The sequence below is a fragment of the Lachnoclostridium sp. genome (assembly GCF_031997925.1).
Classification (GTDB): domain Bacteria; phylum Bacillota; class Clostridia; order Lachnospirales; family Lachnospiraceae; genus Lachnoclostridium.
The window spans coordinates 6,895-28,051 of sequence record NZ_DAMADT010000011.1 but is presented as its reverse complement, the minus strand read 5'-3'; the positions used below and the strand labels follow the sequence as shown (position 1 = coordinate 28,051).

Here is a 21,157-nt window from a genome sequence, read left to right as displayed (position 1 = left end):
ACACTCTAGCACTTTACGATATCGTATCCGTGCTTTGAGTGTTCCGGTAATCAGCCTTTTTGGTACTATGTATTTTCTTTCATCGGATAATTCGGGCATTGGTATCTTACTTTTCCCTTACTGTTTTTCCCGTATTCAATTGCCTTTGTTGGACAACCACAGATGCATGCCATACAATGCGTGCAATCTTTTCCCCACACTGGACTTTTTTCCTCTAAACGAATATTATTAAGAGGACAATTTCGAACACAATAACCGCAGCTATTACAAGAATCGGTCGCATAAAAGCCTTTTGCTTTTACAAAAAACTTATAAAATAAGTTATTTACGATTCCGCTTAAAATTTTACCACTAAACTTGATTCTAGGGCTAGTAAAAGATATTTCTTCTTTTATTTTATTAGAAATATCAGAAATTAAAGCTTCTGATTTTCGAATAATATCATGTGCCTTTTCTTTTTCAGGAGCGGTATACATAGCAATGTAGTTTTCTGGCATCACAACTTCTGCACACCCCATAAATTGAAGTTCCTTTTCATCGCATAGTTTTTTAGTATACCTTTCTGCTGCACCAATACTATCTCCACATGTCAACACAAAATATATTTTTCGATTTCCGCTAAAATCTATCTGTTTTATAAAATCACTCACAACCCGAGGTATACGCCATGCATAGGTTGGAACAACAACTACTAGTGGCAGTACGGATGTGATTTTTTCTTTTAAGCCTTTCTTTATCATCTCATTTAAAGAAAGAACTTGATCACCTGTTTCCTTAGCGATAGCGTTAGCAACATAAGAACTATTACCCGTTCCTGTGAAATATAGTATCATTTGATTTTCTCCTTCCAATTTCAAGTATATTTTAAAAAATAAATAGTATAGGATAATATATTTTGAAAATACTTATTACGATACCTAAAATATAAATCTTGAACTGATTTATACATCCAAGAAAGGAGTTACTATGACAAAAAATCCAAATCATAGTTTTCAAAAAAAGGAACAACCACATAGCCCAAGTAAAGGCGTGGTAACGGAGAAAACTGAGAAAGATGCACAAACTGGTTCTACTTCCAATACTACGAAAAATAAAACTGCAAAAACACAAAATAAAGAGTACTAAATAAGAAACAAAGAGTATTCGCATCTTAGATCCATCAGATTTTCATCTTTAGATTAAACTAATTATAAAAATCTTAAAAAACAGAGCCACTAGGCAATTGCCCTAAGGCTCTGTTTTTTTATTGTTTTCCTGAAAAAATCAATGATTTTACTCTCTTGAAAATCCACATAAAAACTCCAATTCTTTCGTAACATCAGATGGAGATTTTGCAAATATCCCAGAAAAAGGAATCTGATATCCTTCTGTATGTTCTGGTGGTGTTTCATATACTGGATTTCCTGGTTTTTGTGGTAATACTAAGGACTCATCCGGTATCCAAGCCTCAGGCTTGCTTGTAAGAAATTTAGCTAATTCAGGAATCTTTTTCATTTCTTCCGCAACAAAGCCAGCAAATAAAAATCCTCCAAAGTCATTGCTATGAGTATAATCACCCGGATAGAAATATCGTTTTGATACTTCAATCCCATTTTTCAAAATGAATTCCTTGCTTCGTTCATGTAAATCGATAATAGGAATATCATATTCTTCCCCTATTTGTTTACATACCTTATCGTATTCCACGAGTAAATCAACGTACTGTGTTCCATCTTCTCTCCAAGTATTCCTAGACAATGGCGAGATTAGAACAGGATAGACATCTTTTTCTCTACACTCCATGATATAGCGTATCAGATTATTACGATAACCTTCTTCTGCTTTTAGATGAGAGAGTTTTTGATCATTATGACCAAATTGAAATAGTACTATATCACCTGGTTTCGCCAAACGAGTCAAAATATCATAATGCCCTTCGTTACGAAAACTCTCTGTCGTTAATCCGGAATGTGCATGATTAGATATTGCAACTTCTGTGGATAAGTAAGCAGATAGAGCCTGACCCCATCCACAATAGCAAGCTCCTGGTTCATACGGGTAACCACTAGGTTGGTCAGTTACAGTGGAATCTCCAGCTAAAAAAATAGTTTTGGATTCAACACTTTGAATATGCACCTCCGATATACGTACTCCATCTCCTATGATAGCAAAATCTACACTTCGATCAGTATGTACCTCTGTGTAGTTTCTTGGAATGATATCACTAACATTTACAAGGAAGGAATAGGTAAGCTCTTCTTTACTAGCTAGCATATAATTATGAAAATGAAGGTGTCGCCTTCCACCAAATAATGTAAGAGATTTCACTCCTCTATCTCCAGCTTTTAATTTTAATGTAATTAGATAATTGTCTTCGCCTTCTATATCCAACTTAAAAAACAATGGAACATTAACTGGAGTTACTGAACCATTTTCTAAAACTCCAACCGCATAGCAACCATCTTCATCTTCCATAATTCCCGTAATTTCACTATCCATATACCAGTATAAGATGTCAAATCCACTATTTAACTCTGGTATCTTAAGTGCTTTTTCTAAGTCGCGGATAGGTTCTGTAATAAAACCGTAACCTCTCTCACTTGAATAAAGCATATTTTTATTAAGTTTTATCTTCTTGTTCATAGGTAAATTCCTACTTTCCAATTAAGATATCATTACCAAGGATATGATTTACTAACCAATCACTTACAAAACCAAGTAATTCTAAGCATGTTTGCTTTTGATCTTCATCAATAGACTCTAGATCGAGGCCCTCCATTTTCTCTAAAAATGCCTGATGTTCAATTTTATGAGAAAACAAACGCTTATAATTAATACTCATCATATAATCTTCTTCATCTGTAAAATGTTTCTTTGCGTATTCTTTTAATCCATAAATTACTTCCACTATATAATCAAACTTATCATGAATAAAATCATTATTTAATAACTCATATAGTTGATCAGCCAATTCAAAAAGTTTTTGATGTTCTTCATCAATTAATGTAATTCCTGTCATATACTCTGGCTTCATCTCAAACATGTTTTTATGTCCTTTCTACGAACGTATTAAAACTGCACGGCATGGTGCACCATCTGCTCCAGCAAGATTTAATGGAGCAGCAAATAGAAAATAATCTCCTTCCGGAACACTCGATAAATTAATTCCTTCTAGTAATACTACCTCATTCGATAAAAGTTCTAGATGAACCTGCATTGGCGAATCTTCCGGTCCTATTGTCTGTGATTCATTTGCAACCAATAACACCCCAAAATGATTGAACTCCTGTGCTGCTTCGAAAGATACTACCGTTTTCCCTTTTAATAGTATTCTTTCTTTCCCTTTTAACATGATTCGTTGAACATCTTCACAGGTAAGTACGCCATCATGTTCCACTACAGTACACTCCCCAATCACACGCGTTAAGTCAATTTGATCGACTGTTTTCCCACCATCAATAAAATGATAAGGAGCATCTATATGTGTTCCATTATGCGCACACATATGTAAAACGGTTAAATTACAGACATCTCCTTTTGTAGTTTCCTTAACCCTTTCATATCTAGGTGCCTCATCTCCCGGAAATACTCGGCACGAGAACAGCTCCTGAGTAATATCATAGATTTCCATTGATAATTCCTCCCTTTTAACCAATTTGACTATGCTTTTTCTTTAAAGTAGGTCAACGTTTAAGTTACATTAGAAAAAGGAACAAGTTAAGAATGTTACTTCTGAATAATAATCCTTTATTGTTCCTCATCATTATATCATAACTTGTTTTATTTTCCATACTAACATAAAAAGTACTAAAATAATTCGAGCTCTTCCCCATGGAATGCATGAAGGTGCTTTAAATGAAACAGCAATTGCCTTTCCTCCCGTTCCCTTATGGAATAATGAATAAGCATGTGCAAGTACTGGTGCTGCTCCCAGAATGGGATACAAGTATAATCGGTTGCGATAGCTAAGGTTTTGCATCGAAGCAAACCCCTTTTTTTCATATATGTAATAGTTTCCGCTGGATATAAATGTGGAATTACTAAAATATCCATGGTATGTTTCTTTAAGTATTCGCTTAAGTATTTTGCCATCAATGCATTTGCATAATATACAGGAGATTTATAGCGCTTATTACTAACTTTCATTCCAAGCTGATAGATAAATCCAAAAAAATGTGGTGTTATTTTTGCAATAGAGACATAGGTTCCTCCAACAATACGTGAAGTTCTTTCACTGGCTAGCTTCATAAAGTCTAACATTTCAACTTTTTCACCAGAACACTTAAGATATTCTTCTAAAGCACGCCCTGCCGCATTATGTCCCTCTCCTGTATTACAAGAAAGAATTAATACATTCATATCAACCTCCATAACTTCCCAGAGTATTCCTCGCACCTTATCTTTTGTTCTCTATTGAATTAAGTTTACACAAAAAGCGCTTACTTGTAAAGTAAACGCTCCTTCTTAGTTCAGCTTATTTCATATTTTCTCAATATGGATATGACACTCTCATTTGAACATCATATAATCCATTTACTTGTACTATGATATAACATAACAACCCCATAGCTTTGAAATATTAACCCTTTATTTCGCTAAGTTAACTCTGTCCAATGAAAAGTAACAGAGATAACAGTTTGAGGTTGTTGATTCACTATATGAAAAATATAGGCCAGATTCGTCCCAGGAGTTAATTCCATACCCTTTAGCATAGGCTCATCTACTGACTGATAGGGATTAATCGTTGAGGATAAAAAACAATAATCTTTATGATAAGCTAAGTTTTCATGCGACAACAGTTTACAAAATGGTTCTTGAGGATAATTACTTAAATCCTTTGGTGCATAATGTTCACTAGTCGTTGCATCCTCTGGTATTTCTACATTATGAAACACTTCAAGACTAAGAATCGCATCTGAAAAATTATGATAAATTGTTTTTTCGATAGAAATTTTCGTATTAGAATTCTCTGGATTAGATAAAATAACAGCTCCTGCACCTTCTCGCATAAATGATATCATGTTCGAGGTTGCTATGTAATCATATTGGTTTACCGGTTGAATCCATGGTTTTTTTGCTTCCATTTCCTTTGTATGAACCCCCTCCATCCATGGCATCTTCCAGGTTTTTTTATTTTCTTCAAATATTGTACTCATATTATTTATACGATCATCTCTGTTATTTATATAATATCCTCTATTATTTATATGATCTTCTTTATTGCTTACATGATTTTCTTTATTGCTTACATGATCTTCTTTATTACTTACATAATTTTCTTTATTGTTTACATAATCCTCCTTATTATTTATATGATCTTCTTTATTATTTATATGATCTTCTTTATTATTTACATGATCTTCTTTATTACTTACATGTTTTTCCCTATTATTAAAATAATCTTTTATATTACTTATAAGATCTTCTCTATTATTAAAATAATCTTCTCTATTACTTACATGATCTTCCCTATTATTAAAATAATCTTCTCTATTACTTACATGATCTTCCCCATTATTATTGTAATCTTCTCTATTACTTACATGATCTTCCCCATTATTATTGTAATCTTCTCTTTTACTTACTTGATCTAACCTATTATTAAAATAATCTTCTCTATTACTTACATAATCTTCTCTTTTATTTAAATAATCTTCTTTATTACTTATATTAACGTCCTTATCATTTATATTATAATCCATATTCTCACCTTTCCGACCAACGAAAACCCATTCGAACGCAGGCATCTGTTCCAAGATAAAGTATTCTAAATTGAAATACCCATTCCGTACCTGGAACTATTACGAATGGTTTCTCTAATTCTTCATTAATTGTTTGAAATCTTGGTATAATATGCTGATATAAAAGTAACCCACCCGTCAAAGTTAGATTTCTACCAAAAGTAATTTCACATAAGCTAACTTGCTTTTCAAATGATAAGGGGCTATTGATTCGAATCTCATGGGTTAATAACTCCCCTTCTAGTTTCGCAAAGATAAAGGCGTCCATTCCGACGATTGCATTGCTATAATTTATGTAACTAAGCTTATCCAATATCATGTCTTTGTTGGAATGGCTTGGATTATAGATTCTTACTTCTCCTGATCCATCTTCGGTAAAATTTAAATAATCCGTAGATGCCAGAAAATACTGATTTATTGGCTTCTTGTCGTTTGAAGCATCCTGCGGATTATACACCTTACGTTGTTCTTCCCATTCCCTCATACTCCTACGGACCTCCGGCATCTACATCCCATCCCATACTTCACTATTTTATATATTATGCGAGTCATTTTATGAATATGATATTTTTTCTTTTTATCTATATCTTGCTACCTTCAGTCCTTACTAATCTCTTTTTTGATACTTTCTCATCTTTTTACATTCTTTTATATCTTCTTTTTACTATCTCCTTTTTAATACTTTTTTTATGCTCACTCCTTTTTACTATTTTCTAATATGCTCACTCATTTTTACTACTCTTATATGCTCACTACCTTTTCCATCCTCTTTAATACTATCTATCTTCCACTTCTTCATTACTATTTTTAATCACTACCTTTATTTTTACCACCTATTTTTTCACCACTTTTATTACCTTCTTTTTACCATATACTTCTATTTATATATTCCTTTTGCCAGATTTTTAAATACATAATTTGACATATGGTTTGCTTTATGCTACATTAATATTAGGTTTGCATTTCTAATATTGCATTATTCTCCATTTCTTATGGAGGATATTTATGACAGCAAAAAAAATAAAATTATTTTTCTTATCTCTTATCTTAATTTTCATATGTACAACTCCAATCCTTCCCAATCAAGCATCTGCTTCCTCTTTTGTCATTATTCTTAGGCAAGATGTTACTTTAAATATTGGTGAAGAATATCAATTATTTCCACTATCCAACACAATTAACATTCCACAATTTAAAAGCAGTAACTCAAAAGTTGCTACAGTCAGCGCTCTTGGAAAAGTCATAGCGAAAAAACCTGGTACCGCCAAAATCACAGTAACCGTAGGGAAAGAAAATACAACCTGTCAGATTACTGTGAGAGAGACAAAAATAACTCTAAATGAACAAAAAGTCTCCCTCGAAAACGGAGAGACTTTTCGTTTAAGTGCAACTACCTCAGACGGATCTTTTGTTACCTATAAAAGTAGTAAAAAATCGGTAGCTACCATCGATGACACTGGTTTAATTACTGCCGTGAAGCCAGGGACTACAACTATGACAGTAAGTGCGAATGGCACCAAATCACTTTGCAATATAACAGTAAAAAAACCAACGGTTAAATTAGACCGTACTAGTATTAAAATATTTCGTGGGCAAAGCTATACTCTAACCGCATCTGTTTCCTCACGCATTTCCCCTACCTACAAATCTAATAAAAAGTCCGTTGCGATTGTAGATTCCAATGGCACAATCACTGCGATGAAACACGGGGTTGCAACCATCACTGCAACAGTGGATGGTGTTTCTACTACTTGCATCGTAACAGTAAAGCAGCCTGAAATCACCTTAAATCAATATGAGATACATATGGAAAAAGGAGATCGTAAAACTCTATATGCTACAGTATCCTCAGGAAATACTCCTGTCTTTAGTACAAGTAATTCCAACGTAATTACTGTAGATAAAGCTGGTAAGATATCTGCCATTAAAAAGGGGACTGCTTATGTGTATTGTCAAGAGGACGGCGTTAAAGTAAAGTGTAAAGTTATAGTATCTGAGTAGTACAAATATTATATTTTCATGAATTAAAACTTCAAACAAAGAAAAGTATACTTCGCTAGCTTTTCTTTGCCATGTACAAGAAAAGCTAGCTTTAATCACATTTCCTTGTAATGAATTATTATTATCTTTGGAGAATAATGCAACAAACCTAATGTCAAAAATAATCTTTTTCACAATATTTCGTGAAAATACCAAGTTTATACTTGCGAATAAAAAAAAGAAACTGATTCCTCCTTCCAAATGCTATTTGCATCTTAAGGAATGTCAGTTTCTTCTTTTATTTTTCTAAACCATTAGATATAGGATTTATAGCATATACTCCCCAAGTATATTCATAGGATACAAAGTGTTTCGTCTCCCTAATATTTTGTATCTTTACTTCATCCTCTGTACTAAATAACTCTTATTATCATTTGTGATAATCATCTTTTATTATCCTTTGAAATAACTAACTCTAATCATCTTTTGTAATAATTAACTTAATTATCTTTTGTAATAATTAACTCTTAATTTCCAAGATTAGCTCCCATTGTCTTATATGCAGAAGTACTACTTAACTTTAAGAAATTACCTAAGTTAACTGAACCATTGGAATTTCTTAATGTTTGATGTAAATTTGTACTACTAGCTGGAGCTGATAAGGACACAAAGTCTGAGGTCTTAACACCTGTTGTATTCAAGGTTCCATAGCTTCCACTTCTTGTATTTACACTTGAAGTCGAAGTTATAAGATAATACTTAGAACTATTATAAAAACTACAGTTCGTTGCAGTTCCCTTATATTTATCACTTGAGACAGACTTTGTGCTGAATGTAATAATATTGGTAAAATAATTATTGGATGTATCCGCCCTTGCAAAATCAAAATTGGACTTACCTCCATCCGCTAAACTATTATTAAAAGAAGTACAATTTTTTAATGTTATAGGACCTGGGTTAGAATTATCGGTAAAGCCATGGTTTTTATTTTCAAATGCAATACAATTTTCTACGTTGTGAGCTACTGCGATACTTGAGCCACCGAGTTTAAATCCATTACCATCACTATTTGCAGTGAAAACACCTGAACTTGTTGCACCATTGCGGAATGCAACACAGTTTCTCAATGTTACACTACCAATTTTTCCGGTATCTGTTTTCGTATATAAATCCCAACCATCATCTACGTTATTGTATGCAATACATCCATCAAAAACGTTTCCTTCTCCACTAGTTAATTTTGCAGCAAATCCATCTGCATTCTCACCAGTGGCAGGATCGTAACTGTTAAAGGAGGTACAGTTTTTTATAAGGTTATTAGAAGGCCATCCTGATATACTTGTTAAACTAGAATTTCTTCTGCTTAACTGTAATCCAGTATCACGGTTAGCTTCTAATACACACATTTCTATAATGTTATTATTACCACTTATAAAGATACCATTATCAGCAGCTCCATACACACGGATACCATAGATATGCCAATAATTTGCGTCAAGTTGAATCCCTCTTGCATTCGTATCAGTACTACCGTATGGCTGAGAAGAAAAATTAAGCGTTACACTCCCATTATTGTATGGTATTAATTTGATTCGTGCACTGGATGTACCATTGGTTCCTACTGGAATTGTTATTTGTGTACTATAAGAATAAGTACCTGGTAACATATAAATGGTTTGCCCAGCTTTCGCAGAACTGATCGCTCCCTCTAATGATTTAGGATTGGAATATGTACCACTTGCACTTGCAGAACCATTGTTTGAGACATATACTTCATTGGATGAAGTTGGTGTAGGTGTAGGTGTTTGAGATGGATTTGCTGTTGGCGTCGGTGTTTGAGATGGTTTTACTGTTGGAGTTGGTGTCGGAGTCTGTGTAGAATCCGTCTTAACTACCTTAAAATAGTAGTAGCTAATACCATCATCTGGTGGATAAATAACATAGGTACCGGAATTTGGTATTGTAAAAGTCATAGCTGTAATGTTATCAGCTACTGCAGTATAACTTTCAAGATCCTTTCCGTTCCCATAAAGCGTTACATTTCTTGAAGTACTTCCAGAACTCATCGCATAAACGGTTAGTTGACCTGCTCCAGAGGCAGTAAAAGAGATAGCTCTTTTACTAATGGTACCCTTTCCGCCCGATTTTACTCTCTTCGTGTAGGATACACCACCATAAGATTTATTAGAGTTATCTACTTCCCAAATAGATCCTCCCGTAATAAATGTAAATCCATTTACAGTAAAATCCGACGAGTATTGTCCAACTGTCATTGAATTTGATACATTTAATTCATGCGTTGTCGTCGTTGCTGCTAAAGTCTCAACTGATTTCATCATAGGTAAAAATAGTCCGAACATCATCGCTAGAGTAACAACAAATGCTACCCGTTTGCTAATCTTCCCTAATTTCATATTTACCTCCATTTTGCGCTTCGCGCCCTCTCATAATTAGAACATAGAAATCTTATTGATCTTCTTTGAAAGAAGGACTGCTCTCACTGTTATAGCTTACTTTAAGAGTGAAGTAAACTTCTTTCTGACTTTCTTAGAACATGAATAAACACATAATCAAGTAGTTCAACTAGGAATGAACGCTAACCTCCTTTCACGCATAAGAAATAGCAGAATGTAAGTGATTACATATGCCGCCCCTATGCTATCACTCTAATTCCTTAGATGATGTAACTTACGTACAAAATATTAGTACTATAATCATAAATGTAAATGTAAGTATTTACAATATTAAACATGACGAAAAAACACACCAAAATATGTATATTATTCACAATTTATTAATGTGTATTTAAATTTTTATAAACATAATGCATAATATTAACCTATTACACCGCTGGATCAAATCTAAAAATTTAACTACGATGCAAGTTGTATATAAATTTACGAAACACAAAATAAGAAAATGTACACTATGAAATGATACTTTGTCATAAATAAAATAGGAATAAACTTAGAAAATTTTAAGCATCGAACTATATCATCGAATTTCAAAGTTTATTCCTCCTATGATTTGGAAATTCATCCAATAACTATTTTTTATGAGACGATTTTTTGTAAAATTAATAAATTCTTTAGAATAAACACTCACATTCATAAACCATAGAATCATCATGAAAAGAAAATAAAACACGTGTCGAACCTAATTCTATCAGTTTCTTTCTCTGATCCTTATTCAATTTAATACGATTGTCTATACTATTCAAGTCTTCTAGTTTTGTTAAGCGTCCACTTATTATTGTAGGAATTTGCTTAAGAATATCTTTATCTAATTTGCTCGGAGTCGAATCAAATATGTAATAACTAAGTCCCACATCAGATGCATGTTCTATATAATGTTCAAAAAATTCCATACGTTTATAGGTTAAGATATTTTGATTAGGAAATAAATCATTTAAACTATTCCATGCGGTAAGAAAATGAAATTCTTCCTCTCTTTCTTTTGCTTTTTTTGAGGCCAAATATAACTTTTGAATAAGTAAGACAAGATAAAATTCTCTCTCTACCAAGTTGTATAATGGTGTTAGACTCAGAAATGATTTTTGCTCTAATATAGCCATAAAATCAGCACTTTGATGAACGTTGAAGATATTTGCCTTCTTCCCTAATAATAACACTTCAAGCTTTGTTCTAAGTTCCATATTACATTCATCTCTAATACTAGGATCTGTGATTTCATTACGAAGCAAAACTTTTACCTTCCCTATTAAGTCACTTAAAGTAGGAAAAGCATTTACTGTATCCAAGAAAGTTTCCTCTCCAAACCATGAGTTGTAACTGGAATCAATATCCCAACCGTAGTCAGCATAACATTCATAACATCCTTTTTCAACAATGCTCAATAGAATGTCTGATAATGGTATTACCGATTGAAAACAAAGTTTTAAAAAATCTACCTGTGTTTGTATCTGATCGCCTTCGTAAAATTGAAATAAGTTAATTGGGAAAATTCCAGCTCCATAATCCAATCCTTCATAACTATTTATATTTTCATATATTATCTTTTGTTTATAATTTCTATTTGTATTCACTATTAGATAGGAATAACTACTATCTTCTAGGATACGGAATAATAACCTATCATTGATATCTTGATAAGAACCGGTTAGATAGATGTTATTAGTTAATAATCTCTTACTTAGTATGATTTTTTGCCATGTCATAATCTGTCCATTTTTTACATAATGGCCTAATAGTACATTATGTGCTTCTAAATAATTATCGACATAACAATCAGTCAATAGATACTCACAAGAGGGGCTTATTGTTGCTAGATCATTCGGTAAAGATACCATGATACCTAATTCTTTACTTGAAACTAAATTTCCACCGAACGCCAATTCACAGGATATAACCTGTGAAAATACCGTTCGTGCTTCCTTCTCTTCACAAGAAAATTTTTCACATTGACAGTTTTGGAATTTTAAGAAAGACAAAAACTGAAAGTTATCAAACGCATCTAATACACATTCATTCTGATCGATATTGGTAAACTTGATAGGAACATTATTACCAGAGCTTCCAGAATAAATTGATTGAATTACTGACTCTAGTTTATTCAAAACAGCTTTGTTATTCGTTTTTAAAACAGTACTGTAACGATACAAAGAGCTTCCTAATGCATAATTAAGTCTTGGGAATAATACATCCTCTATATATATTCTCCACTCACTCGCACTCATATTACTGTGGACTTCTCTTATTGATATGATTTCTGTTTTCGTTTGAGTATTTGCATTGGTTAAGGAATTGCTAATTGCACCTTGCAATGCTTTAGACTTCCCGTTACTCTCAAGCTTTATCGTATTAGTATCAACTACCTCTTCTAACTCATTATTTTCTTCAATGATTTCTTCACCTCCAGTATTTCTACCAAGCTGTGGTATTCCGGTTTGTATTTGATTTGTCTTTGAATAGGTATCTGTATTCGAAGCAAGATTGGTTAAATTATTGGAAAAAGTGGCAGAATTACTTTCAAGATGATTTCTAGTTATAATTTCTTCCGTTAGTATTGATAACAGATTATCGATATCCTCTAATTGTTCAATAAAACATGCAATTTCTTGTAATGTGAAACGATTCGCAATAACTAGATACACAAAATCATCATCATTCATTACGGTTTCGATTCGATCAATTCCTAAATCTAAGTTAGTAACATCTATAACTCCAGGTGTTCCCTCAACCATTGTATGAAATCTAAACTGATCAATTTCCTCTATCAAAGCTGTAATTCCTTCCCTATTAATTGGAATTATTGTACTGTCTTCTAAATTTCCAGTTAAGGATGTAAACAAAACTTCAGCACTAAAGTCTATATTTCTCCTTATGCACTCATGATCCAATTGACATTCTAAATTTGGAGCTAATCCGTAAAAGAATCTGATTATTCCTTTCGAACCATGGATTAAATAAAAAAAATTCGTATTATTAATCGGTAAAGAATTCAATATATTCTCAATGGATCTCATTCTCACAGCATCTGTAACTTCCATTATATTTTCTACTTCGAATATAGCTAATTCATTACTATTTATTCTATCTATGTTATTTAGAAGAAGACATGGAGTAGTAGAAAGATACCAATTTAGACTATCATTTAAAAAATCTAATACTTGCTTTTCTAAATTCATACTAATAACCATGCCTTTCCATAGAAACTTTGTGCTGCAAGTACAATGATCTGCATTGTACACTTGAAAATACCTGTAGTAGGTAGATATTCGTGCCGATGATAGCGTAGTAACAAATACCCAGCGTGAGGTTTTAGAATTTCTTAGGTAGCGTCTTTTGGTGCCTTAGAATTTCTCTTCACACTACTTTCGTACTAGCTCTTTATAATATATGGTTAAGAGGATAGAATATGTATATTTTTAGATACAATAAAAAACAGCAAAGTTAGAAATCTGATAGATTTCTCTCTTTGCTGCTTATCATTTTTATTCTAATTAATCAAAGATACGCCATGCTACAATGAAACGACTACTCCACCATGAATTTAAATCACGATATACAATCCTTCCATTGGAGGAAGAAGCATCTATTACTGTACCATTACCAGCTGCTATACCAACATGTCCTCTAACGACGATGATATCACCAGCTCGTACATCAGATAAACTTGTTATCTTCTTATATTTACCAACACTTCTCCAACCGCTTGATGTTAAATAACTCTGTTTAACTCCAACCTGATTTAAACACCAATAAACAAATCCAGAACAATCAAATGCATTCGGACCTTTCGCACCTAAAACATAAGGACTACCAACTTTAGATTTAGCGACACTAATTAATTCACTTACGCTTCCACTAACTGTTCCGCTATTAGAGTTGTTATTAGAGGAGCCATTGTTTGAAGAAGTATTACCTGAGTTACCCGAGTTACCAGAGTTACTGGAGTTAGAAGAACCGCTGTTACTATTGGAACTTCCAGAATTACTACTTCCACCGGATGTAGTACTCGCCTTCACAACATCAGAACCTGATAACTTAGTCATGGTCATAACACCAGCATTACCGTCAGCAGATAAACCATTGTTCTTTTGGAAACTCTTTACTGCATCTTCTGTAACTTCACCAAAATATCCAGTCATATTAGCAGAAGAAATATATCCGTATTTATTTAATAACTCTTGAATACGCTTAACGGCATCACCACTATCACCTAACATAACGCCGTTTGGTACTGCACTAGAGCCCTTTAATATCTCTCTTGTTGAAGGTCCTAAGAAACCGTCCACTACAAGGTCATTTCTAGATTGGAACTGCTTTACTGCAACTGATGTATCATTACCATACTTACCATCTGGAGTAGTGGTTAAATATCCAAGCTCTTTTAATCTCTTCTGTGCAGCTAATACAATATCGGACTGTTCTCCATATGCTATAAGATTAGGTTTTGCGTCTTCACTATAGAGCAAGTCCACAGTCATCTTTCCAACTTTACCATCTGCAGCTAGTCCATTGTTTTCCTGCATTTTCTTAACAGCACTTTCAGTTACATCACCAAAATGTCCTGTTACCATATCACCGGTAGCTAGATAACCCATTTCATAGAGACGTTGCTGGATACGCTTAATATCTGCACCATCCATACCTAACTTAGCAGCATAATGCTTCGCATTGTCAGATAATAACATCTCAAAAGTATCTGGTCCTAAGATTCCATCTTGTTTTAAATCTGATTGTCTCTGGAACATCTTTACTGCATCCGCAGTGATTGAACCATAATAATCAGTTGGTTCCGCATCTTCCATAAAGCCAAGATCCATTAATTTTTGTTGAATCTCCATTACAGTGCTATGTTTTACACCAATGTCATAAAATTTTGGAGCTGGTTCTTCATCAACAACTGGTACTTCTTCCTCTTCTGGGGTGTCTAATGATTCATCTACAGACATTACAGAAGTATAATCATCTATACATTTATTAGAGGTTAACTCTTCGGTTTGATCATTCTCATCATTAGAAGCTAATTGAGTTTGATCTGATTTATCACTGTTATCTTCTTGGTTAACTACGTCTGATAAATTATCCTCTTTCTTCTGGTTATCCTGCTTTTGAGGTTTTTTTGTTTCCTCTAACTCTGATGAAGAATTATCTTTTTCCCCTGAGTTGTTTAATGAAAATGTTATCTGCTCATTTTCAAGATTTATTGGACTTACGTTTATTAAACCAGGTGTAATATTATTGTAACTAAGTTGTTGAGCAACCAGTGCTCTTGCACTTACTTCCTGAGCATGATCTTTCGCTACACTATTTGGAGTAGCTACTGCTGCTCCTAACCCAACTACTGCGCCCACAATAGCAATTCGCAACTTGTTTTTTTTCATTAATGGTAGCATGAGTTCAGTTCCTTTCCCGACTTTATAAAGCCTTATCCTATCTTGTACTCTTTTTTATTAAATTTCGAAAGCATTCGATTCTGTATTTTTTTCTTAACTGTTTCAATTATACTACAAAATTATGTATTAAGTATGACGAAATTGTTAACTTTTTATTTGATTTTTATATTATACAATAAAAATTGTAGTTTGACAATATTATTCTACCATATTTATTCCATTATGAAAAGATTCTTTTAATAAATTTGTTAAAATTATTTAATACGATAGTTACAAAGATGAAAAAACAGAAAAGATATTGTTACATAAAATTACTTTTTGTGAATTTAGCATTAACAATTTCTTTTTCCTAATGTTTCAGTAAAAAAGGATATAATAAAAGAGATAACATAGATTTAATGACATGAGGTATCATATCTTAAAAAATCTTGTTATCTCTTATAAAATAAGAAAAAGTACCTTCGCAAACTTTTCCTTGTAAACTCTATCACGAACTAACGGAGAACAATAATGACATTGGGCTGTGTTTTTGCTGGGATGCTTTTTGTCATACTACTATATAAAGCAACCATATATTTATTCGAAATATTACCGCAGTATGGTATTCGGTTGTCTTCATTTAATATATACGTATTATTTGTTACCTCAAGTTGTAGTTGATTGTCTTGACTAAGTAAAAAGCAATCATAAAAATCAGCCTTCACAAATCGGCCTGGTAAATCAAGTGCAATTACTCTAATTTGATATTGAGGTGGATAAATCAATGGCATCGGTAACGAAGGATCGAAAAAGCCGACTACCTTCACACCTTCATCACCAAAAAAGCAGTCTACAAAAAACGTATTTGCACTTAGAATAAAATGAACGATACCATATGATTCTGAATTCACTTCAATATTATAATATTCAATACAATCTTTATTCGAAGAGTAAATGGTATCAACACTGATTATAGTACCATAAATCGCCGTTAAGCCAGCTTCTTTACTTTCTTCTTCAACCATTTGTTGTTCCCTTGGTTTCGAATAATCACATTCTTCAAATTCCTTTGTATTATATAGGTCTTTTTCACGATAACAAAAATCTTCCGAAAAATCCATGATAATTTTCCTTTATTTATTCCTTCTATTTAGCATATGCTACATAAAATAATTGTTTCTATTAGAGGAAAGCTAATTACACTCTTGTTAAAGAGGAAACTCAGAATCCGCTTCCGCAACTTCTGTAAGGTTATATAAAGATTTGAAACAAAGACTTACGAATTATATCCAGCTTTTCTAATCTCTTGTTCATAGAATAAGTTGTCAACCGCTTGTTCATAATCTGTAAATCGTTGTGCTTTCCTAATCTTTTTCACATACTTCTCATAGTTAGTAAACATGAACGACCAGTAATGCCACACTTCTTTCATCTTAAACAGTACATCACGGTCTCCGGATAAAATTTGCTTGTATTCTATTACTAGTCGATTGTGGAACTCTTTTAAAATACTCTTATCCAATCCTTTTCCTGAAGTTATTTCCTGTATGATGGCTGGGTTTGCAATAATTCCCCTACCAAGCATGACCGCTTTCACTTGTGGAAATTTAGCGATAAATTTTTCATAATCATCCACAGTGAAAATATCCCCATTATAACACACCTCATGTTTGCTAAGTAGTAACCCTTCCGCAAACACTGGTAAATTCGGAGTATTCTTATACATATCTTTTTGAATTCTTGGATGAATGATTAATTCCTCCAATGGATATTGGTTAAAGATTGACATCAAATCATGAAACTCTTCTGGATTATCGCGTCCAATTCTAGTCTTAATCGAGATTTTTGTGACATTTGCCTGAAATATCTCCTCTAAAAAACGATTCAACTCATCTTTCATCGCTAAAAATCCGGAACCTTTTCCTTTTGCGACTACTGTTCCAGATGGACAGCCAAGATTTAAATTAATCTCATGATATCCAAACTCTGCTATCTTCTTTGAAGTTTGGATAAAATCATGGGCGTTATTTGTTAAGATTTGCGGAACAACGTACATTCCTTGATTATGCTCTGGTTTAATATCCTGTAACTCTCTTGTTTTAAAGCTAACACTCTGATTAGCTACAATAAATGGAGTAAAATACTTATCCACATTAGGAAAATACGAGTGATGGATATTACGATAAATATAACCGGTCACTCCCTCCATTGGTGCAAAATAAAACTTCATCTGTGAAAACTCCTTATCTATAGGAATATGATTCCTTACTTTTTGTTTTTTTTTTGTTTCTATTCTGTTTGTTCTATACTATTTGTTCTATTCTATTTGTTCGTTTGTTCTATTCTGTTTGTTTCTATTCTGTTTGTTCTATTCTGTTTGTTTTTATACTCAATTTCTTTTCTATTTGTATACTTTAAATTTCTATTCTTACAATAATCTACTCATTATACTTAAATTTTTATATACTATTTTTTCAATTGTTCTTAATATCTCTTGCGCTATTATACATTTTCCTATCAGATATTTCTACTAAAAAAGAGGTTAGATGCAAAAATTTTGCTCTATACCTCTTCCTATGATAATTTCAATTCTTCTTTAGCATAAATTGCATTTATATAATAGTTTCTATCAATTATAGCTTTCTCTATTAAAATAGAGTTTTCACCACACCGGCAGTTTTGTTTTACCCTATCTACAAAGGTGTATGCTCATTTGTTAATTGTGACACTATCTCAGAAACTACCGAATCCCAGTCATCATTTATAATATCTATCATTTGTGATTTAACAAAAAGGTCTGGGATAACGGCTAAATCCATCTGTTTACGTTTCTCCCAGAACTTAATTCTTTCATCATCAGGATAAGTTTGTCCTCGGCTTCGACGTGCTTTTATCAGACGTTCACGCACATCTTCCGATGACAGATAAAATATAATGGGATTTAAGCTATGTATTGTTTGAAGCAACTTTTCTAGATGATTTACTAATTCTACCTTGGAAGCGTTATAATTACGAATTAAATCGTTAGTCATATGAGCAACAAGTGAAGCATCAAAAATTGCATAATCACATTTTATCGCATCGCTCTTAGTGAATTGTTTCCATAGATTCACAAATACTTCTGTAAATCTCGATAAAGGCACTACATTATTAACTGGATTGTAGCAAAATTCAAGTTTCTGTAATTTTTCATGAAGTTCTTGTGAATATAGAGGCGTTCGTTCAATTTGATATCGAAGTAGAATATATTCATCTTTATAAATGATGTTCTTTGAAAGAACATCAGAAAACATAGGATATGATACTAACAAGTTTTCATATTCCGATTTATCCAGGTAAGCAACCCAACACAAATCAAGAGGACTATCTGAATCTCCTTCAACATGACATATTGTTGAATAACCGAGACTTCGTAACCTTTCACTTAATTTTTGTACAGTAGTTGATTTGCCAACTCCCGATACACCCTCAATGAAAATAATATTTTTCATTCTCCCTCCCACAATTCAAAAAACATAAAAACTTTTTATAGTTAATCATTTACTACATTTTCACAAATACTATAAGTTCCCTATAAATGAAATGTAGGCGGATTTAAGATATTCCCCTTGAAGTTTTTCTTTAATTCTGGCTCCGTATTTAACCAATCTTGCATGCAAGTAAACAATAACATTCTTCTATAATTTAAAAATAACGGAATCTGTTCATACCAAAAATCCGAAAGATGATGCTCCGTTTCATACCCATTAATAAAACTATCAAAGAAGCTTTTCAAGCGTTCTTCCTCTTTGATTGGTGAAATCATTCCACCTGTGATATCAAACATAATTCCTTGTGCTGGAGTAATAATATCTTGGACAAAAAATTGCCTACAAGAACAATCAAAATCAATCAAGGTAATATCATGACCAAGTACTAATATATTTCTTTGATGATTATCATTATGAATAAATCCATAGTTATCCTCACAACGATGAAAACTTTTTAATACCTCATTCATATGCTTCCATGCAGCTTTAATTTCTGCATCCTTACACCAGTTAGTAAAAAAGTTAAGTTCTTCCTCATGCCCAAGCTTAGATTCTTCTATCTTTTCCCTAAATGATTTTGTTATTAAGTGAGATTTACCAGTTAGTTTTCCCCATTGATAGACTAACTCATTCGTGAGCTCACTGCTCTCTGGATTCTTACCATCACAATAATCCATGAGGTATGCTGCGTAATAGTGATTATGATCAAGGCTCGTTTCATATAAATTCCCGTTGGTATTACGAAGCGGATAAGCAATTCGAATTCCATTTTCTCCAAGATAATTGGCATACTTTATCCGAAGGATAAGGTGCTGTAACTTATCTTTTTCAGCTTCAGGAAATGCTAAAATCTTTAGAACTTTTTTCTTTGAGTCCTCTATGAAAGTAAAAACTGTACCATCGGAATCTTCTCTGCCACCGCCTAAAAATGTTAATGTTGCTTCATCAATCGATAACTTCTCGCAGAGTTCTTTTCTTGCATTGTCTGTTATTTTAATCATATTAATAACCATGCCTTTCCATAGCCTGCATACTTTAAGCTGCAGGTACAAATTATGTGTACTTTCCTAATTACTGCAATGTTATTTACCTTTTTTATAACCAAACAAAATCCTAAACAAATCTTATAACATATGAAAAAAAGCAGCGTTGTTTCTTTTACATTCTTCTAATGTGACCGGTTCAAAATGATTGATATCAACTCCAACATTGAGAGCATATGGGTAGTTTTTCTTTAAAAACTCATATACACCCTCCGTCTTAGAATCATGAGTATGTCCATATAAATGAAGGCTCTTTCCTTCTCCGACATTGCGATGAGAATCTGTCCATTCTACTATGGGGAAGTGACTTAGTGTCAGCATTTTATCATCCAGTTTTATTATCTTCATCCAGTCAATCGATTTAAAATAATGTCTCATCTTGGAATCTTTTAATAGATGTAAGTCATGATTTCCAACGATAAGGTGCTTTTTCCCATTTAATTTTTCTATGTAATTCACTGTCGTATTTGCATCAATTGATTGATGTGTCAAATCTCCTAGGATATATACTTCATCCTCATCCCCTACCTTTTGATTCCACATGGAAAGGATGAAAGAATCCATTCTTTCTACATCAGTAAATTGCGTTCTGAATTTTAGTATATTCTTATATCCAAAATGTAAATCAGCTGTAAAATATGTCATTGTATGCTCTCCCATATCTTAAGAATACCGACTTGTTATAGAAAGATGTATTTCTTTTTTAGTTTTTAGTATTTCTTTTGTATTTCTTTTGTATTTCTCTTTAGCCTATCTAATTATATCTTTTCTATGCTTTACATGTATTCCTATGTGACCTATCCCAAGAATAATAACAGAGATCATCAACCATATCACTTTCCCATACACACCAAGCAGAAAAAAAGCCAGTACAGGTAGTGTTGCACCTGCTAAAGGAACCCCAACGAAACTGCTATAAAAGTCTTTTAAGGTTCTTTCACTTCGAAAATAACGAATCCACCATAGTTCATACAACACCATTAATAAGAAGGAAACCAGCAACCAGACTGACCAAGTTGACCAAGGTTTTACATTGAAATCAGA

At 32.8% G+C, this 21,157-nt stretch carries 17 protein-coding genes and 2 pseudogenes; 2 read left to right on the top strand and 17 right to left on the bottom strand.

Annotation, left to right across the window (positions count from 1 at the left end):
- Positions 1-65: 65 nt before the first annotated feature.
- Positions 66-833 carry an EFR1 family ferrodoxin gene (locus RTP52_RS09285; protein WP_312370766.1) on the bottom strand — a complete coding sequence of 256 codons (768 nt, stop codon included), beginning with the start codon at positions 831-833 and terminating at the stop codon, positions 66-68.
- 133 nt (positions 834-966) lie between these two features.
- Between RTP52_RS09285 and RTP52_RS09280 the strand changes: the two genes are divergently transcribed.
- Entirely contained in the window at positions 967-1,125 is a 159-nt protein-coding gene (locus RTP52_RS09280) for a hypothetical protein (protein ID WP_312106608.1), read from the top strand.
- Positions 1,126-1,272: 147 nt separating this feature from the next.
- Here the strand turns inward: RTP52_RS09280 and RTP52_RS09275 are convergent, their stop codons facing one another.
- The 7 genes and pseudogenes from RTP52_RS09275 to RTP52_RS09245 all read right to left on the bottom strand — a co-directional run bounded on the left by RTP52_RS09275 (position 1,273) and on the right by RTP52_RS09245 (position 6,204).
- Positions 1,273-2,622, bottom strand: coding sequence for a rhamnogalacturonan acetylesterase (locus tag RTP52_RS09275; protein WP_312370765.1), 1,350 nt, complete (start codon positions 2,620-2,622; stop codon positions 1,273-1,275).
- Positions 2,623-2,632: 10 nt separating this feature from the next.
- The gene (locus RTP52_RS09270) at positions 2,633-3,022 is read right to left on the bottom strand and encodes a bacteriohemerythrin (protein WP_312106614.1); all 390 of its coding nucleotides are present in this window, start codon (positions 3,020-3,022) and stop codon (positions 2,633-2,635) included.
- A gap of 15 nt (positions 3,023-3,037) precedes the next feature.
- The gene (locus RTP52_RS09265; protein WP_312370763.1) at positions 3,038-3,610 is read right to left on the bottom strand and encodes a cyclase family protein; all 573 of its coding nucleotides are present in this window, start codon (positions 3,608-3,610) and stop codon (positions 3,038-3,040) included.
- Positions 3,611-3,742: 132 nt separating this feature from the next.
- Positions 3,743-3,958 carry a glycerol-3-phosphate acyltransferase gene (locus RTP52_RS20385; protein ID WP_312107641.1) on the bottom strand — a complete coding sequence of 72 codons (216 nt, stop codon included), beginning with the start codon at positions 3,956-3,958 and terminating at the stop codon, positions 3,743-3,745.
- Positions 3,949-4,239: pseudogene (locus RTP52_RS20380) on the bottom strand (MGDG synthase family glycosyltransferase); the annotation flags it as partial. The gene RTP52_RS20385 and the pseudogene RTP52_RS20380, both read right to left, overlap by 10 nt.
- Before the next feature lie 335 nt (positions 4,240-4,574).
- Entirely contained in the window at positions 4,575-5,681 is a 1,107-nt protein-coding gene (locus RTP52_RS09250) for a hypothetical protein (RefSeq protein ID WP_312370761.1), read from the bottom strand.
- A gap of 4 nt (positions 5,682-5,685) precedes the next feature.
- Positions 5,686-6,204, bottom strand: coding sequence for a hypothetical protein (locus tag RTP52_RS09245; RefSeq protein WP_312106955.1), 519 nt, complete (start codon positions 6,202-6,204; stop codon positions 5,686-5,688).
- 521 nt (positions 6,205-6,725) lie between these two features.
- On the opposite strand from RTP52_RS09245, the gene RTP52_RS09240 reads away from it, so the two are divergent.
- Positions 6,726-7,721, top strand: coding sequence for an Ig-like domain-containing protein (locus RTP52_RS09240; RefSeq protein ID WP_312370759.1), 996 nt, complete (start codon positions 6,726-6,728; stop codon positions 7,719-7,721).
- 506 nt (positions 7,722-8,227) lie between these two features.
- On the opposite strand, the gene RTP52_RS09235 is transcribed toward RTP52_RS09240, so the two are convergent.
- From RTP52_RS09235 to RTP52_RS09195, 9 genes and pseudogenes are all read right to left on the bottom strand, one after another.
- Complete coding sequence (locus RTP52_RS09235; protein ID WP_312370756.1) at positions 8,228-10,114, bottom strand: right-handed parallel beta-helix repeat-containing protein; 1,887 nt, start codon at positions 10,112-10,114, stop codon at positions 8,228-8,230.
- A gap of 674 nt (positions 10,115-10,788) precedes the next feature.
- The gene (locus tag RTP52_RS09230; RefSeq protein WP_312370753.1) at positions 10,789-13,347 is read right to left on the bottom strand and encodes a hypothetical protein; all 2,559 of its coding nucleotides are present in this window, start codon (positions 13,345-13,347) and stop codon (positions 10,789-10,791) included.
- Between the two features lie 315 nt (positions 13,348-13,662).
- Complete coding sequence (locus RTP52_RS09225; RefSeq protein WP_312370750.1) at positions 13,663-15,561, bottom strand: peptidoglycan-binding protein; 1,899 nt, start codon at positions 15,559-15,561, stop codon at positions 13,663-13,665.
- A gap of 494 nt (positions 15,562-16,055) precedes the next feature.
- Entirely contained in the window at positions 16,056-16,661 is a 606-nt protein-coding gene (locus tag RTP52_RS09220; protein WP_312370748.1) for a hypothetical protein, read from the bottom strand.
- A 155-nt stretch (positions 16,662-16,816) separates the two neighbouring features.
- Entirely contained in the window at positions 16,817-17,770 is a 954-nt protein-coding gene (locus tag RTP52_RS09215) for a tRNA dihydrouridine synthase (RefSeq protein ID WP_312370746.1), read from the bottom strand.
- A gap of 463 nt (positions 17,771-18,233) precedes the next feature.
- Complete coding sequence (locus RTP52_RS09210) at positions 18,234-19,031, bottom strand: hypothetical protein (RefSeq protein WP_312103774.1); 798 nt, start codon at positions 19,029-19,031, stop codon at positions 18,234-18,236.
- Positions 19,032-19,111: 80 nt separating this feature from the next.
- On the bottom strand, positions 19,112-20,083 hold the full coding sequence (locus RTP52_RS09205; RefSeq protein WP_312103771.1) for a phosphotransferase enzyme family protein: 972 nt from the start codon (positions 20,081-20,083) through the stop codon (positions 19,112-19,114).
- 111 nt (positions 20,084-20,194) lie between these two features.
- The gene (locus RTP52_RS09200; protein WP_312370744.1) at positions 20,195-20,758 is read right to left on the bottom strand and encodes a metallophosphoesterase family protein; all 564 of its coding nucleotides are present in this window, start codon (positions 20,756-20,758) and stop codon (positions 20,195-20,197) included.
- 105 nt (positions 20,759-20,863) lie between these two features.
- Positions 20,864-21,157: pseudogene (locus RTP52_RS09195) on the bottom strand (hypothetical protein); the annotation flags it as partial.